The sequence below is a fragment of the Agriterribacter sp. genome, from assembly GCF_035444585.1.
GTDB lineage: Bacteria > Bacteroidota > Bacteroidia > Chitinophagales > Chitinophagaceae > Agriterribacter.
On sequence record NZ_DAOMOZ010000011.1, the window covers coordinates 1 to 16615 of the forward strand.

Genomic DNA, 16615 nt, shown 5'->3' on the forward strand with positions numbered 1-16615 from the left:
CGGATACGCCCAAGCAGGTAGCGCTTGCTTCCTTTTTAAAGCAAAAAGACCAGTATGAATTACTGGGCGCTTTCATACAGCAGAAGAGAGATTATTTTTTACGATTGATGAAGGACACCAGATTTGAGATGCACAACTCTTACGGCAGCTATTTTATTTTAGGCAGCTATGGCCATTTCAGCGATGAAACGGAAAAAGATCTGGCTGTTCGAATTACGAAAGATCACGGCGTAGCCACCATACCCGTTTCCGCATTTTACCAAACACCCACCGACAATAAAGTGCTGCGTTTTTGTTTTTGTAAAAAAGAAGAGACGCTGGAAAAAGCGGCGGAAAAGCTGAGAAGGCTGTAATATCGGAGAGGTTGATCCGGGGTTCCGTGAAACAGCTCGGCAAATAACAAATAAAGGGCTGCGTCCGACGATCCGGGGATATCGCCCTTTCAGGGCTGCGGAATTAATCGAAGCATCAAAGTATCCTGCTATCTACTATTGTATTACCGGTAATAATTAATTATATTGGTAGCAGAGATTTCAGACATATTATTTTATCATCGCTAACTTATGGAATATGGGACAGTCACTTGTAAAAAATTACGTTCATCTCGTGTTCAGCACCAAGTACCGGCAGCCGCTTATTTATCCTCCGTATGAAGATGAGCTTCACAGTTACCTCGGGGGCATCTGTAAAAGCCTGGACTGTCAGCCGATAAAAGTCGGGGGTTATACAGATCATGTTCATATTCTTTGCAGGCTGTCAAAAAAAATTGCTTTAATGAAGTTGCTGGAAGAAGTAAAATCACATTCCTCAAAATGGATAAAGACAAAGGACCGGTCGCTAAGTAACTTTTACTGGCAGAGCGGATATGGTGCGTTTTCTGTTAACCCCGCAGAGGCAGACACCGTTATAGCCTATATCGCTAATCAGCATGCCCATCATAGTAAGAAAAACTTCCAGGAGGAATACATAGAATACCTCAATTACTATGAAGTAGATTATGATGAAAGGTATGTGTGGGATTAGTTTTAAGGCTGCACCCCACGACCGGGGGAGATTGATCGGGTAGAAACGAGGGGCTACGCCCCAGGATCCGGAGATATCGCCCTTTCAGGGCTGGTCCGGGTTTAGTTTATATTACAGGCCTATTACTTTTATAGCGATAGACTATACCGCGAAACGGATATCGTTCGGAGAATACACGAAGCTATACCCTTCGAATCGAAGATCTTGCCGGGAATACTGGGAGGCCGCAGCCCCGAAGGGGCGGTATCTCTAAGGAAAGGCAACGTTGTAGGCAAGCCCTGGAGGGGCGTAATATACAGGCAGAGGTAATTACTTTCTTTCCCACACCCTCACATAATCTACCTCCATTCTTTTAGGAAATGCAGTGTGCCGGGGATCACCACCGTTCTGTCCGCCAATTGGAATTGTCTTTACCGCGACAAAGGATGTTTGCTAAAAGTATGCCGCTGTAATACTCCATAATGTCTGTTTCGCCGTTCTCCGGCCACTGTTTTTGTATACCCAGTGTCCACCAGGCAGGCCACATACCCGGATCAGTATCTATACGGGCCCGCATTTCAAAACGGCCATACTGCCAGTTTTGTTTTCCCCTGGTGATCAAACAGGAGGAGGTATATTGTTGAGGTGTGCGGGGTTACATAGAGAAACGAACCGAGCGGATGTATCGTGGCAGAACGGTTTGAACTTTGCGCTCCCTATCCCGTGTCATGTTCCGCCATGCGGGCCTCAATTTCATATTTGTTATTGCGGTACCCTTTTTTTATGGCTTCAATGGTATAGCGGGCTATAAAGGGAATGAATCCGTACCGGCTGAATTGCTCAACGTGCTTCAATTCGTGTTTTACCCAGCGGGTATCGTGCAAAAACTCCTGGGCGGTAGCATTGTACAGGTGAATGGTTTTGCCTAAAGTAAAAGCCACATTATCCACCCCCAGCCACCGGGCAGCGAGCTTCGCTTTCCAGGAACGTTCTCTTATTTTTATATTACTGGTATCTATTTGCATTTATAACTGTTCCCATGCCTTAATAATTTCTTCTGCATGTTGTTTATTCCTGGGACGTAGAAAAATTTTCCTGACCACTCCTTTTTCATCAATAATAAACGTGGTCCTGTGCAATCCCATGTACTTTCTGCCATACAGCTGCTTTTGACCCCAGACCCCGTACTTATCAATAACTTTATGGTTTGGGTCGGCCAGCAAATCAAACGGAAGTGAGTATTTTTCTTCAAATTTCTTATGTGATTTTTCGTCATTGGGACTTACACCCAGTATTTCAAACCCCTTTTGTTTCAATAAAGAAAAATTGTCCCTTAAATTACAGGCTTGTACCGTACAGGCAGGCGTATCATCTTCCGGGTAAAAATACAATACCAGCTTTTTCCCTTTATAGTCCGATAAAGCAATTTTTTCTCCTTTTTGATTCCTGCCGGAAAAGGCGGGAGCTTTATCACCTTCTTTTATTGTAATCATATGAATGTGAAAATATGGGAAATGTGGGAAATGTGAAAATTATAGAGTGGGGGAAATGCTGCTGCAGCACCACAAAAAAATCTGCAGCTGGCGCGGGGGCTGCAAATAAAAATTCAATTCATGTTATTGTTTTAGGCATAAAGGACAATATACCAAACAAACAATAACAACATTACAGCATCCGTTTACAGGGGTTGATAAGGGCTACCTGATAACAATCAACTTATCTTCTCACACAAGTCAGCGGTTGGAAACTGGTATTTCGTATCTTCAAAACCACATTTATCAATAAAACTACATATTCATGAAAAAGATCATTGCCCCGGTAGATTTTTCCGAGCCTGCTGTAAATGCGGCGAAGTACGCCGTTCAGTTAGCGGCAGACCTGCCAGACAGCACTGTTACATTGTACTATGTGTACGAAACAATAATTGCGGGCTCCGATGGCACGCCTTTGCTGATTGACCCGGATGCAAGGAAAAATGTAGCGATCATGGCATTGAACAACCTCAGGAACGAACTCAAAAGCATTTCAACAGTGCCCATTGATGTGGTAGCTGAAGAAGGCCGCCTGGCGCCCTGTCTCGAAAAATATGTAAAGCAGCAGGGAGCCGACCTTATTGTAATGGGTATTACCGGCAGCAGCAAGATCGAACAGTTGATTATCGGCAGCAATACGCTGAATGTGATCAGCAAGGACATTTGTCCGGTGTTTATTATACCAGGGAATGCATCCTATAAAAAAATCGAAAGGGCCATTTTTACTTCCGATCTCAAAAATGTGGAATCAACCACTCCCTTACGGCCGCTAAAGAAAGCTTTGGATATGCTTAAACCGGAATTGTATGTGGTGCATGTAACCACAACCCATGCGGCAGTACCCGAAGCGGAACTGGAAGAAAAAAGGAAATTGGAACCACTGCTGAAGGGTTATAACCCACATTTCTTTTTTGTACTGGAAGAAGATTTTACACCGGCGGTAGATAAGTTTGCAGAGGAGTATAGCGCGGATATTATCATTACTGTTCCACGTAAACACAGCTTCCTGTCGGGTCTTTTCAAAAGCAGCAATACAAAAAAGCTGGCTTACCACAGCAGTGTACCTATACTGGCTTTGCATTCGTGGGAATAAGACTTAAAAGCAGTAAGGAGCAGCGGGGGAAATCCGAAGCCGGAAGTTTGAAATCCGAAGGAATGCATTAAACAAAAAGCCATAGGCTACAGGCCAACTATGAGCAACTCATGGCCCTTAGCTGATGGCTGAAAGCCCCGGCACAGTGTGAGGAGAGAGAAGTAGATGAAGTAGTATTCATTCTGGTAATAACTCACCTGAAGGCTGATCGTTCTCCATATACAAACCGCTGTTGCTTAATTCAGCATTTTCTTCATTGCCTCTGTTAATTCGCTTTTGGTAATAGGTATACCCATGATTTTATTATAGGCTTTAGCATCTACCAGGTACTTGTCGCGGATAATTTTTATGAGCTGTCCGTTGTTGATCTCGGGAATAAGCACCTGGTCGAAGCTTTTAATGATATCCCCAAGATTACGGGGGAAAGGCCTCAGGTAACGGATATGCGCATGGGAAACTTCATGCCCCTGCAGCTGCAGCTCCGCAACGGCGCTTTTTATAACCCCGTAGGTAGAGCCCCAGCCAAGCACCAGCAATTTCCCCTTTTCCGCACCACTGTCTAATTGTTGCTCAGGGATATCATCGGCTATCTTGTCTACCTTCTCTTCCCTGATCTTTACCATCAACTGGTGATTTTCGGGGTCGTAGCTTACATTTCCGGTAATATTTTGCTTTTCAATTCCGCCAATACGGTGCTCAAGCCCGGGTGTTCCCGGTACTGCCCATGAACGAACCAGCTTTTCGTCGCGCAGATAAGGATGGTATTTTTCTTCGCCATGCCCCAGCTCTCTTTTGAAATGAACGGGCACTTCAGGCAGGTCGCTGCTTTGAGGAAAGCGCCAGGGTTCGGCTCCGTTGGCAATATAACCGTCGCTCAAAAAAATAATGGGGGTCATGTGTTGCACCGCAATGCGGCAGGCTTCATATACTGCATCAAAACAATCATGCGGTGAAGAAGCGGCAACCACGGGCATAGGACATTCCCCGTTCCTTCCATAATAGGCCTGCAATAAATCGCTTTGCTCTGTTTTGGTCGGCAAGCCGGTAGAAGGCCCGCCGCGTTGAACATCTACGATAACCAACGGAATTTCAAGCATAACAGCCAGTCCCATTGCCTCTGTTTTTAAGGCCATCCCCGGGCCGGAAGTGGTAGTAATCCCCAGACTGCCTCCGTAGGCCGCACCAATGGCAGCGGAGATCCCTGCAATTTCATCTTCGGCCTGGAAAGTACGTATGCCAAATGACTTGTGGCGGCTTAGCTCATGTAAGATATCCGAAGCCGGCGTAATGGGATAGGATCCCAGGAACATAGGCAGCCTGCTTTTTTGGGAAAAGGCGATCAGCCCGTAAGTGAGCGCCTGGTTGCCCATAATAGAGCGGTAAGTGCCGCTTTCCATACGCGCTTTAGCTACTGCATAAGTAGTACCAAAAGTCTCAGTGGTATCGCCATAATTATACCCGGCCCTGAGCGCTTTTACATTGCTCTCAAAAATTTCAGGTTTCTTCCCAAATTTTTCCCTTATAAACTGAATGGTACTATCCATGCTGCGGTTGTACATCCAGTATAAGAAACCCAGTACGAACATATTTTTCGCCCTATCTTTTTCCTTTGTACCCATGGTGATATCCTTCAAAGCCTCCCTGGTCATTTTGGTAACATCCATTTTGATAACCTCATAGCTGCCAAGGCTCTCGTCTTCCAGGGGATTGATACCATCAGGATAATTGGCCAGCCGGAGGTTTTTTACATCGAACCCGTCTGTGTTGGCAATTATTCTTCCGCCCTTTTTCAGCGACTTCAAATTTACTTTCAATGCTGCGGCATTCATGGCCACCAGCACATCGCATTCATCGCCGGGCGTATACACCATATCACTTGAAAACCGCAACTGGTACCCGCTTACACCGGGCAATGTGCCCTGGGGAGCACGTATCTCGGCCGGGAAATCCGGAAAAGTGGCCAGGTCTATACCTAAAAGTGCGGTGTTATTGGTGAACTGGCTCCCGGTAAGCTGCATACCATCACCGCTGTCTCCTGCAAATTTGATTACTATTTCCTGTAAAACTTCTGTCTTCGTAGCCATTGTTCTTATTTAATTGAAACTTTGCAAAGTTAGTTCAACGTGCATTTGCGCGAGCAAAAATTTAAGTCATGAGTTTGTCTGAATATGCGGCTCACGGATAAGATTTTGCGGACTTCTTTAAAATTTCTTAATTCGTTGCTTTAATCTGATATTGTTGTGCTTTCTGTAATTATTGTTAACTACAATGTAAAATTTTTCCTGGAACAATGTCTTTATGCTGTATACAAGGCAGGGAGGGGCATTGCAATGGAAGTAATTGTAGTTGACAATCATTCTGCCGATGGCAGCCGTGATTACCTGGAAAAAGCTTTCGCAGAGGTTCAGTTTTACTGGCTCAGCGAAAACCTGGGTTTCGCAAAAGCCTGTAACCTGGGCTTAATGCACGCCAGGGGATCATATATTTTATTTTTAAATCCGGATACCATTGTCGGCGAAGATTGCTTTGAACGTTGTATTGATTTCTTGAGAGCACATCCTCAGGCCGGCGCCCTGGGTGTGCGGATGATTGACGAATCGGGTCGTTTTTTAAAAGAAAGCAAAAGAGCTTTCCCTTCACCCGCAGCTTCTTTTTTTAAGCTTACGGGGCTTGCCCGTTTGTTTCCCCGTTCCCCACGCCTTGCAAAATATTATCTTGGCAATTTAAGCGATGACCAAACCCATGAAGTGGATGTGCTGGCCGGCGCTTTTATGATGATAAAGAAAGCTGTACTCAATATTACCGGCGGCTTTGACGAAGCTTTTTTTATGTATGGTGAAGACATTGATCTGAGTTACCGTATTCAAAAGCAGGGATACAAAAATTATTATTATCCCGGAGTGACCATACTTCATTTTAAAGGAAAAAGCACTCCCCGAAAAAATATGCACTATGTGCAAATGTTTTACCGGGCCATGCGCATTTTCGCTGATAAGCATTACGGAAAACGCAAATCCGGTTTATACAATACCTGCATACAAACAGCCATAGGGTTAAGCGCAGCTACTGCAAATTTGCTTTACTGGGCAAGAAATAATGCAAATGCCGTGAAAAAGCAGTTTAATAAGGAAACTTCAATACAGGTGCTTGTTATAGGCGGAGAAGAAAATTATAAAGATGTACGGGCATTGATACAAAATATAAATAACGGGGAGGCCCTGCAAATTGATCTTTTGCCGGTGAAGCAGAATGCCGCAGCGCATCCGGATATAGCAGGCATATTAAAAAATGCCAATATCAAAAACATTATCATGTGTGAGGGGAGATACAGCTTCGGGGAAATAATAAGATTAACGGAGGAACTTGGCAATGCGGGAATACGGGTAGGAATAAATGCTGCCGGCAGCAGAGGCATAGCCGGAGAGTTGTTTATGCGCAGGTAAGGGTATTACGGGATGAAAATAGCGGCGCACAAAAGCTGCAGAATTTAGGCACATACAAACTAGTGTCATACATTTGCCCGTTAGCTAAATATCGTTTAACCCATATCTACTCAATGGGGCTTATTGAAATACCGATTCCTAAAACAATTGCAAGAACACTGAAATTGCATGCGGGGCCGCAACAGCGGCAGCAGAGCCGTGTTTTGAAAAAATTATTAAAAAAGGCAAGATATACAGAGTTTGGTCAGGCCTATCATTTTGATGAAATATTGCTGCACAAATACCCGGAGAAAATGTTTCAGCAACGTGTGCCTCTTTTTGATTATGACAGCATCTACGACCAGTGGTGGCACCGCACATTAGAAGGTATCCCCGACGTATGCTGGCCGGGGAAGATTGAATTCTTTGCCCTCAGTTCAGGCACTTCGGGATCTGCCAGTAAATATATACCTGTTACCAACGATCTGATGCGTGGAAATCGTATCGTAATGATCAAGCAAATGCTTACCCTGCGCAATTATGAAAATATCCCGGTACGGTCTATCCGCAAAGGCTGGCTTATGCTGGGGGGAAGCACAGACCTGCAAAAAGGCCCGGGTTATTATTCAGGCGACCTGAGTGGCATTACAGCAAAAAAAGTTCCCTTTTGGTTTACTCCTTTTTATAAGCCCGGTAAAAAGATTGCGCGTACCAAAGACTGGAAAACCAAACTGGACGAGGTCGTTGAGCAGGCCCCTCATTGGGATATAGGATTTGTAGTAGGTGTGCCGGCATGGATCCAGATGTGCATGGAGATGATCATAGACAGGTACAACCTCAAAAACATACATGAAATATGGCCCAATCTTGCTTTTTATGTTCATGGTGGTGTAGCCTTTAATCCTTATAAAAAAGGGTTTGAAAAATTGCTTGGTAAACCGCTTACCTATATAGAAACATATCTTGCTTCGGAAGGGTTTATCGCTTACCAGGACAGGCAGAACGGGAAGGGCATGAAGCTGAGCACCAATGAGCATATCTTTCTTGAGTTTGTTCCCTTTAACAATCAAAATTTCGACCCCGAAGGAAATATAAAGACAAATGCACAGGCGCTGCTCCTGGATGAAGTGGAAGAAGAAAAGGACTACGCTATTTTACTGAGCACTTCTGCGGGTGCGTGGAGATATCTTATTGGAGACACCGTGAGGTTTACAGATAAAAAAAGGTCGGAAATAATCATTACCGGAAGAACCAGGCATTTCCTGAACCTGGTGGGAGAGCACCTGAGTGTTGATAACATGAATAAAGCCATTCAACTGGCAGGACAGCAAATGAATATTTCCATTCCTGAGTTTACTGTGGCAGGCATTCCTTATGAGTCATTTTTTGCGCATCACTGGTATGTTGCCTGTGATGATGCCGTAGATGCAGAGGGGCTGCGTGCAGCGATAGACAATAACCTGAAAGAATTGAACGATGATTATGCTGTGGAAAGAAAAAGCGCATTGAAAGAGGTATTGCTGACTATTTTATCTGAAAATACCTTTATGGAGTTTATGCAGCAAAAGGGCAAGTTGGGCGGGCAACATAAATTTCCCAGGGTTATGAAGGGGAAAATGCTGGAAGAATGGCAACGATTTATTACTTCTGCTTTTATATAAACGATGCTCCGGTTTTCGTTAACGGTTTTTTACAGAAACAGTTAACCCTGGTTTCTTACATTTATACCTTCAAATTGGTGAATTTAAAAGGTAAATCATGATTGAGGCCCTCTTGAAAGGACTGGCTTTGGGATTAGTTTTAGCCTTATCAGTAGGCCCGGTGATCTTTACTATAATCAAACAAAGTATTTACAATGGACATGAAGGCGGTTTTAGTTTCGTGGCAGGGGTGTGGATAAGTGACATCGTTCTGGTAATCCTGTGCAATGCGTTTACCGAACTGGTAAAGGAACTACTGGAATACAAAAAGCTGATCGGCTATACGGGCAGCTCGTTTTTGATGGCCATGGGCATATATTATCTTTTTTTTAAAAAGATCAGGATCAGGGCAAACGGCGGCGGACTGGAAGTTAAATTGGCCAGGAAGGATCATACCCACATCTTTCTTTCCGGATTCCTGATCAACAGCCTCAATCCAAGTGTTATCATTTTTTGGCTGGTAAATGCCACTGCATTTGCGGTTACTCATACGCTTCAGCAACGCATCGTGATTTTTACCACATGCATATTGTTCAACATGCTGGCAGATGCTGCCAAAGTGCTGCTGGCTGGAAGTTTGCGTAAAAGGCTAACCGTGCAAAATGTTTCACTGATCACAAAAATTTCCGGAGGTATTTTAATCGGGTTCGCTTTTGCGCTTATATATGGAATAGTTTTTTGGAGCGATAAAGTGCATTGAGTGTTGCAGGTTTACAGGTTACAGGTTATTGGGGTGAAAGCCCCTGCTACAAACCATAAATTTATTTCATGTGCAAATTTCTATTGCTGCCGGCGTGTTTTTTCTTCTCTCTTTCTTCCTTCTCACAGCAAAGTGATTTTTTATCCTTCAGGAAAAGAGATCGTACGATCAAAACTTTTTTTAAAGGAATGCCTATTGAATTTGTTCATCTCAACGGGTCGGCTGTAAACGGGATAATCGAAAAGATTTACAACGACACCATATATATTGTACAGTACGATGTTAGAATGTTTCCCACCATGTGGGGAACAAGGGTGCGGGATACCATTGGTTATTATGACCTGCGGTTTCACTATAGAGAAATTGCTGCCATTCCCAAACCGCCAAAAGCATTTGAATTTGTACGCAATGGCACGTTGTTTATGCTAAGTGGCGGGGGTTATGCCTTCCTGCATACTTTTAACGGGCTTACACAAAAAAGAAAGATATATCCTTCAACACTGGTCATTTCTGGCGGTGTGGCAGCATTGGGTTTTACCATGCGCAAGCTGAGGAAATATTATTATCCTGTGGGGAAAAAATATAAAATGGAATATATAAAAATGTCGCCGTTGCAGAAATAACGTGTAAGGCTACTGCAATTGTTTTATTTTGCAGCCTTATTATTTTGCATAATGTGAAAAATTTCTTTGTCCGCGTTTGGCGTTTTTGTAAAAGGCTGTTCCTGATCCTTTTCATTTTACAACTTGTATACATCATTATTTTGAAATGGATCAATCCCCCCATAACGCTTACCCAACTTGGGAGCTTCCTGAGCGGCAACGGGCTTACGAGAGATTATGTTGCTGCCGATAAAATATCTCCGTATGCAGGCTTGGCCGTTATTGCTTCGGAAGACCAGCTTTTTCCTGATCACAACGGGTTTGACTGGAAAAGCATTCAAAAAGCGATTGAAAAGAAGCAGAAAAAAAAGAACAGGATCGTGGGCGCATCCACCATTAGTCAGCAGGTAGCCAAAAATGTTTTTTTATGGCAAGACCGCAGCTGGTTCCGTAAAGGGATGGAAATGTATTTCACCTTTATGATTGAATGGGTTTGGGGAAAAGAACGTATACTCGAAGTTTATCTTAATGTTATTGAAATGGGTAAGGGCATATTTGGCATTGAAGCTGCGGCGCAGCACTATTTTAAAAAATCCGCCGCCAGGCTTGGCCGTAGTGAAGCAGCCATGATCGCATCAGCATTGCCCAACCCTGTTCGGTATACAATAAAGCCATTATCACGCTTTGTATCGGTTCGCTATCCCTGGGTGCTGCTGCAAATGAAAAACCTGGATGGCGATGCAGATATAATAAAAGTTTTACCCGGCAAAAAAACAAAGAAATCACCATCTCAGCAGAGCGCTGCCCCAGGTAAACCCGCTTCCAAATGAGGCCAGACAAACCAGGTCGCCTTTTTTTATTTTCCCTTTTTCCCAGGCTTCGCACCAGGCTATGGGAATAGACGCGGCAGTTGTGTTGCCATACTGCTGGATATTATTGTACACCTGGTCGTCTCTCAATCCCAGTTTTTGCTGAACAAACTGGCTGATACGCAAATTGGCCTGGTGCGGGATCAGCATATCAATATCAGCAGGTGTGAGCTGGTTGGCCGTTAGCGCTTCCATAACTACTTCGGGTATTTTTACAACAGCTTTTTTAAAAACGGATGGTCCGTCCATAAACGGAAAATTTTGTGCATTATCAATCATGTTATGGCTCATGAACATGTTTGCTATTTCAGCATCATCAAAATCCGCCAGTTGCTTTTCTGTCCAGTAATTGGCGTGCGTACCCGGATTATACATGGCCAGCAGTTCGGCATTTTCTCCATCGCTGTGCAGGTGTGTGCTTAATATTCCCTGCTCATTATTTTGTGCAGGTTGCAATACTACCGCGCCCGCACCGTCGCCAAAAATAACGGATACGTTTCGTCCGCGCGTGCTGAAATCCAGGCCAAAAGAATGTTTTTCACTACCTATCACCAGGATGTTTTTATACATACCCGATTTAATGAACTGGTCGCCCACACTCAGCGCATATATAAAACCGCTGCATTGATTGCGTACATCCAGCGCCCCTGTTTCTTTCATTTTCAGTGCCCGCTGAACCAATACGCCGCAGCCCGGGAAATAGTAATCGGGACTCAGTGTAGCAAAAATAATAAAGTCAATATCCTGTGCCGAAGTACCTGCCCTTTCCATTGCCCTTTTTGCGGCCTCCACCCCCATCGTTGCGGTTGTTTCACCGGTGCGTTTTGCATATCTTCTTTCTTTGATGCCGGTGCGTTCCTGTATCCAGGCATCGTTTGTATCCATATATTTTTTCAGATCATCATTGGAAACAACCTGTTCGGGTACATACATTCCTATTCCGGCAATTTTTGTGCGCAACATAGCAGGTATTTTAACGGTGAAAATATCAGACATCAATGGCACGACGAAGATATAGAAAGAAATGAGGGATGTGTATGGTATTATTTTGCCGGCAATTGAACCGGCAAAGAGGCTTTGGTATCATCCCATCCAATCCACAACAGAGCACCGTCAGCTGTTTTCTCGGTTTCCATTGTAAAAGCTTCTATGGCGGGGTTTGCATGAGATACAGGCACTGTGAATTTAAAAATATCTTTCTGATCATCTATTTTCAATCCCCAACTGTACAGATCACTGTTAAGGATAAGCGTCCATTCTGCAGGCTGAGGTATACAGTACAGCATATATCTTCCTTTAGGGATCTTTGTTTCCTGGATGATAACATCCTCAAAGAATTCTATTTCTGTGGCTTCATTCGCACCTAAACGCCAGTGCTCACCATACTTAACCACCGTTCCAAAAACTTTCCTGCCGTTTTTCTGCGGCCTGCTGTACAATATTCTCAATACGGGGCCCGTAGTTATTTTGCCCAGCATCTTGAGCTTGGGATATTCCGGAGGGAAGTATATGATATCCAACGGTGATTTATCCAGCATATAAAAGTTGCTGCCATTTTCCTGGCGGGGTACGGATACGATAGTGGTATCTGCTGCTTTTTTTTGAGATGAGGTGTGAAAATCACAGGCGCAAAGCATCAGGTATAGTAAGGCAGTACCTATGCTGTAAAATTTGCAGGAGGGGTGAGCCATATATGAAGCATGATCTTTTATAGTGTAACGGGCAGTGATACTTTTACATCTTCCCAGGACATCAGCAGATTGGCGCCTGCATCTGTTTTCTTAAACATCATGGTAAAAGATTCAACAGGTTCGGTATTTTTTTCTGTTTTAATATCTGTACGCAAAACATCTTTTTTTTCATCATATGCAAACGAGCCCCACACATCATTGTCTTTGTTGATGATCACTGTCCATTTCTCTTTGTAAGGAATAGCATACATTGTATACCTTCCTTTTTTGATTTTAGTACTGGCGATTTTTACATCCTTAAAAAGATCCAGTTCTGTAGCTTCATTTGCTCCAAGCCGCCACACCGTTCCATATTCTACCAATTCACCGAACACTTTCCGGTTTTTTTTCTGGGGCCGGCTGTAAATGATCTTTATGACAGGCGTTTGCGGAGCCGATTTCCTGATCTTAAGAATAGGGTAGTCAACAGGAAGGTAGATCATATCCATCGGGGAATTGTCTAAAGGCGGCCAATTTTCCTGTGCAGCAGTAGAAATTACAAGCATGAGCCCAAGAGCAAAAGCAAATATTTTTTTCATACGAACAAATGTACAGGTTTGCATGATCATGAAAAAGATAATAATAACCGGTTGACCGCTTTTTCAGGCAGAAAGAAGTGATTGAAAATGCAACCATGCCATTTTTTTTACATCCGGTAAAAAAACATCATAGCATTCACGCAGCTCGCTGTAATGATCTTCAAAAACATCAAAGGCCTTTTTACTTTCTGTTAAATAGGCAGCCCGGTGCACCAGGCCTCCGAAACTATTTTGAATGCCCCACCTGTAGCGGTAGTTGTACAGCCAGTTCTGCTTTTTCATATAGGGAAGCATATTGTTGAAACCTTCCGGCAGATAAGCACTATACTGATCAAGCACTTCATAGGTTTGCTGCGAAAACCCCATTAGCTCGTTACTGCTGAACTCATTGTTGTCATTGGCCAAAAAGTGATCATACACCACATCAACAAAAGCGCCAGAATATAACCGGTAGTGCGGCCTGAAAAATTGTTTTGCGAACATAGTAGCCTCATGTGAATCTGTAAAATTATCAATACTACGGTGGAGCATGATCCCCTTTTTGATGAGACCGGGATAATCATCTTTTTTTTTACCCTTTACAAAATCACTGATCATATTGCCCACTAATATTTGCGGATGCCGGAAAGATAAAAAAGCGTGAGCCAGGTAATTCATAAAACGATATACGGGATTTACAGAATCATTCGTGATCATTGGTGCGATTCATGGAGAGGTATCCAATACATTTACAAAATGTCCGGAATCGTTTTTAGGAAGTCTTTGATGATTCTAAAATTTCCTGCTTCTAAATATAAGATAATGCGGGCAGATGCCGGTTATCTTTATATTTTTCAGATTATCAACCTTTTAACACCTTGCATGCATGGAAGGATTATTTTTGCCGGTACTTAAATATAGCCTATATGCTGTTACAGCCTGTTGAAACAGTAGACACCATTACGCCAGATGTTTTTAAAAAGCAGTATTATGAAGCGGGGAAGCCTGTAGTAATAAAAAGCATGTCCGGGAACTGGCCCGCATATTATAAATGGACATGGGATTATTTTAAGGAAATAGTGGGTGATAAGCGGGTAGGCATTTTTAATAACAATAAAAGTGATGCCTTTACACCCGTGAACAAGGCCGATGAATACACCAGCTTTGGTGAGTACATTGACCTGATCCGGAAAGGTCCGGCAGGCTGGCGTATTTTTTTGTTTAATATTTTTGATCATGCACCCCAACTAACCCACGATTTTGAATGGCCGGATGATCTGATGAACGGGTTTGTTAAACGGTTTCCTATGCTTTTTGCAGGAGGGGCAACTTCCGTTACGCACCTCCATTTTGATATTGATCTTTCGCACATCATGCATACGCAATTCGTAGGTAGAAAAAGAGTATTGCTTTTCCCTTATGAGGAGCAGCATAAGCTGTACAGGAAGCCTTTTGAGGTATTGAGCCTGGCCGACTTTTCCCATTATTATGAGTACAACGGCATGCCCGACTATAGTCGTTTCCCGGCTTTAAAGCTGGCAAAAGGATACGAGGTGATCTTACACCATGGCGACACCCTTTATATGCCCGCCGGATACTGGCATCATATGGAGTATATAGACAGTGGCTTTGCCATGAGCCTGAGAGCACTTCACCAGGGCATTGGCGGAAAAGTGAAAGGCGCCTGGAATTTAATAGGAATGCGCAGTATAGATACCCTTATGAAAAAGACTGTTCCCAAATGGTGGAATAGGCTCAAAGAGGATAAGGCTATGAAAGCTGCTCAAAAGGTGCTGGAAAAAGCTGAAAATTGATAAATCCCGGAAACACATTGAGTTTTTATTTGAAATATTAATGCAATCATTTACTTTCGCGTAAGGTATTACACCGGTTAATACGACTAAATTAATTTCCAATCTTCCTCGACTTTCGTCCAGCCCCGTCTTTTTAAAATCTGATATAAACTAGTAAGCTGTCAACCTTATTCTGCTTTATTTATAAGTCCGTAATTCCCGAATAAAGTTTACCGGGCGGTAACAATCAACTTTATTGGGGTTTTATCAATACGTTGCCGTATCAACTTTTTCTTTTTGTGGTTTCAGAGGTAAGCACAGGCCGGTGATGTCTATCGCCGGCATTCCCTTATCCCCCCTAAGAAGAAGCGGCCCGGAAATATGCCACAAAGACACAAAAACACAAAGTGCTGATCTTCGTGTTTTATTTTTTTGGTGCCTTAGTGCCCTTTCCGAAGGAACAAGCTGTGGCAAAACACATTACTTTTGGACAGATCTCTGTAGCACTTCATCACGACTGCCCCGTATGGGCGGCTTGAGTATGAACGACGCAGTAGCATTGAAACGGTGCACCCTGTATCCTGTAGCCTGAACCAATTCAAACTTCCTAAGCTATTTCCCAAACTTCCCTTCCTCTTAATAGTTTATCCAAATCACCCGGGCCCTTTGTTGCTATAGCCTCTTCAATCTGCATGGCCATAACATCTTCATAGCAGGGTCTTGTTGTTTCATAAAATACGCCAAAGGGACGCGGTAAATGACCTTCTATGGCAGGATCATCAAACATCCTCACCAGTATCTGCGCTTTGTAAAAATCATTCTCATCGTGTATCCAGAGATCACTTTCACTAAACCCGTTCTCCAGTTCCACCACTATGGGCTTAAAGCCGTCCAGCTTTATGCCTTTGTTCTTTGCCGTGCCAAATACCAGCGGCTTGCCCTGCTCTAAAAAGATCGTCTGATCGGGCTTGGAGCTTTTTTCCGTGAACATTGCAAAAGCGCCATCATTGAAAATGTTGCAGTTCTGGTATATTTCTAAAAAGGAAGCGCCTTTATGCCTGTGGCTCCGTACCAGCATTTCCTGCAAATGTTTTGGATCACGGTCCATGCTGCGCGCTACAAATGTGGCATCGGCTCCCATAGCCAGCGCCAGCGGGTTAAAAGGATGGTCTATGCTTCCCAATGGAGTAGACTTGGTTATTTTTTGTTGTTCGGAAGTAGGTGAATATTGCCCCTTGGTTAAACCGTATATCTGGTTATTGAACAACAGCATGTTTACATCAAAGTTGCGCCGCAACAGGTGTATGGTATGATTACCGCCAATGCTCAGGGCGTCTCCGTCGCCAGCCACGATCCATACGCTCAGTTCAGGTCTTGACGCCTTTAAACCAGACGCAATGGCCGTTGCCCTCCCATGTATGGAATGCATGCCATATGTGTTCATATAATAGGGGAACCGGGAGGAACAGCCTATACCTGAAATAATAACTATATTTTCTTTTGGAACGCCTATGCCGGGCATCACTTTTTGTACCTGTGCCAATATGGAATAATCCCCGCAGCCCGGGCACCATCTTACTTCCTGGTCGGTAGCAAAATCTTTGGCGGTTAACGTGGGTTGAGGGGGAATTGCTGTTATGCTCATGGTTATTGA

The 16615-nt window shown here is 43.6% G+C and carries 18 protein-coding genes; 9 read left to right on the top strand and 9 right to left on the bottom strand.

Annotated elements, in window-relative coordinates:
* The coding region (locus PLH26_RS02135; protein WP_324584330.1) for an aminotransferase class I/II-fold pyridoxal phosphate-dependent enzyme at positions 1-353 on the top strand (353 nt) is incomplete at its 5' end.
* Positions 354-570: 217 nt separating this feature from the next.
* A complete protein-coding gene (gene tnpA, locus PLH26_RS02140) occupies positions 571-1023 on the top strand; it encodes an IS200/IS605 family transposase (RefSeq protein ID WP_324584331.1) in 453 nt (150 codons plus the stop codon).
* A 376-nt stretch (positions 1024-1399) separates the two neighbouring features.
* Here tnpA and PLH26_RS02145 read toward each other — a convergent pair whose 3' ends face one another.
* The 3 genes from PLH26_RS02145 to bcp form a co-directional block, all read right to left on the bottom strand.
* Positions 1400-1624: a glycoside hydrolase family 16 protein gene (locus PLH26_RS02145; RefSeq protein ID WP_324584332.1), complete on the bottom strand. Its 225-nt coding sequence runs from the start codon at positions 1622-1624 to the stop codon at positions 1400-1402.
* Between the two features lie 94 nt (positions 1625-1718).
* Complete coding sequence (locus PLH26_RS02150) at positions 1719-2027, bottom strand: eCIS core domain-containing protein (RefSeq protein WP_324584333.1); 309 nt, start codon at positions 2025-2027, stop codon at positions 1719-1721.
* A complete protein-coding gene (gene bcp / locus PLH26_RS02155; RefSeq protein WP_324584334.1) occupies positions 2028-2495 on the bottom strand; it encodes a thioredoxin-dependent thiol peroxidase in 468 nt (155 codons plus the stop codon).
* A 304-nt stretch (positions 2496-2799) separates the two neighbouring features.
* On the opposite strand from bcp, the gene PLH26_RS02160 reads away from it, so the two are divergent.
* Positions 2800-3627 carry a universal stress protein gene (locus PLH26_RS02160; protein ID WP_324584335.1) on the top strand — a complete coding sequence of 276 codons (828 nt, stop codon included), beginning with the start codon at positions 2800-2802 and terminating at the stop codon, positions 3625-3627.
* A 236-nt stretch (positions 3628-3863) separates the two neighbouring features.
* Here the strand turns inward: PLH26_RS02160 and PLH26_RS02165 are convergent, their stop codons facing one another.
* Positions 3864-5711 carry a 2-oxoacid:acceptor oxidoreductase subunit alpha gene (locus PLH26_RS02165; RefSeq protein ID WP_324584336.1) on the bottom strand — a complete coding sequence of 616 codons (1848 nt, stop codon included), beginning with the start codon at positions 5709-5711 and terminating at the stop codon, positions 3864-3866.
* 156 nt (positions 5712-5867) lie between these two features.
* On the opposite strand from PLH26_RS02165, the gene PLH26_RS02170 reads away from it, so the two are divergent.
* The 5 genes from PLH26_RS02170 to mtgA all read left to right on the top strand — a co-directional run bounded on the left by PLH26_RS02170 (position 5868) and on the right by mtgA (position 10881).
* Positions 5868-7070, top strand: coding sequence for a glycosyltransferase family 2 protein (locus PLH26_RS02170; protein ID WP_324584337.1), 1203 nt, complete (start codon positions 5868-5870; stop codon positions 7068-7070).
* A gap of 113 nt (positions 7071-7183) precedes the next feature.
* Positions 7184-8710: a GH3 family acyl-acid amido synthetase gene (locus PLH26_RS02175; RefSeq protein WP_324584338.1), complete on the top strand. Its 1527-nt coding sequence runs from the start codon at positions 7184-7186 to the stop codon at positions 8708-8710.
* A 97-nt stretch (positions 8711-8807) separates the two neighbouring features.
* A complete protein-coding gene (locus tag PLH26_RS02180; protein WP_324584339.1) occupies positions 8808-9449 on the top strand; it encodes a LysE family translocator in 642 nt (213 codons plus the stop codon).
* Positions 9450-9517: 68 nt separating this feature from the next.
* Positions 9518-10072: a hypothetical protein gene (locus tag PLH26_RS02185; RefSeq protein ID WP_324584340.1), complete on the top strand. Its 555-nt coding sequence runs from the start codon at positions 9518-9520 to the stop codon at positions 10070-10072.
* Between the two features lie 53 nt (positions 10073-10125).
* Positions 10126-10881: a monofunctional biosynthetic peptidoglycan transglycosylase gene (gene mtgA, locus PLH26_RS02190; RefSeq protein WP_324584341.1), complete on the top strand. Its 756-nt coding sequence runs from the start codon at positions 10126-10128 to the stop codon at positions 10879-10881.
* Here the strand turns inward: mtgA and PLH26_RS02195 are convergent.
* The 4 genes from PLH26_RS02195 to PLH26_RS02210 form a co-directional block, all read right to left on the bottom strand.
* Positions 10834-11883 (bottom strand): 3-oxoacyl-ACP synthase III family protein, encoded by a 1050-nt coding sequence (locus tag PLH26_RS02195; protein WP_324584342.1) that lies wholly within the window; start codon positions 11881-11883, stop codon positions 10834-10836. The genes mtgA and PLH26_RS02195 overlap by 48 nt on opposite strands.
* An 80-nt stretch (positions 11884-11963) precedes the next feature.
* Positions 11964-12611, bottom strand: coding sequence for a DUF2911 domain-containing protein (locus PLH26_RS02200; protein WP_324584343.1), 648 nt, complete (start codon positions 12609-12611; stop codon positions 11964-11966).
* A gap of 17 nt (positions 12612-12628) precedes the next feature.
* On the bottom strand, positions 12629-13189 hold the full coding sequence (locus tag PLH26_RS02205) for a DUF2911 domain-containing protein (RefSeq protein ID WP_324584344.1): 561 nt from the start codon (positions 13187-13189) through the stop codon (positions 12629-12631).
* Between the two features lie 63 nt (positions 13190-13252).
* Positions 13253-13885, bottom strand: coding sequence for an acyl carrier protein phosphodiesterase (locus tag PLH26_RS02210; RefSeq protein ID WP_324584345.1), 633 nt, complete (start codon positions 13883-13885; stop codon positions 13253-13255).
* A gap of 209 nt (positions 13886-14094) precedes the next feature.
* On the opposite strand from PLH26_RS02210, the gene PLH26_RS02215 reads away from it, so the two are divergent.
* Positions 14095-14982: a cupin-like domain-containing protein gene (locus tag PLH26_RS02215; protein WP_324584346.1), complete on the top strand. Its 888-nt coding sequence runs from the start codon at positions 14095-14097 to the stop codon at positions 14980-14982.
* Between the two features lie 586 nt (positions 14983-15568).
* Here the strand turns inward: PLH26_RS02215 and PLH26_RS02220 are convergent.
* The gene (locus PLH26_RS02220; RefSeq protein ID WP_324584347.1) at positions 15569-16606 is read right to left on the bottom strand and encodes a 2-oxoacid:ferredoxin oxidoreductase subunit beta; all 1038 of its coding nucleotides are present in this window, start codon (positions 16604-16606) and stop codon (positions 15569-15571) included.
* Between the last annotated feature and the right edge of the window lie 9 nt (positions 16607-16615).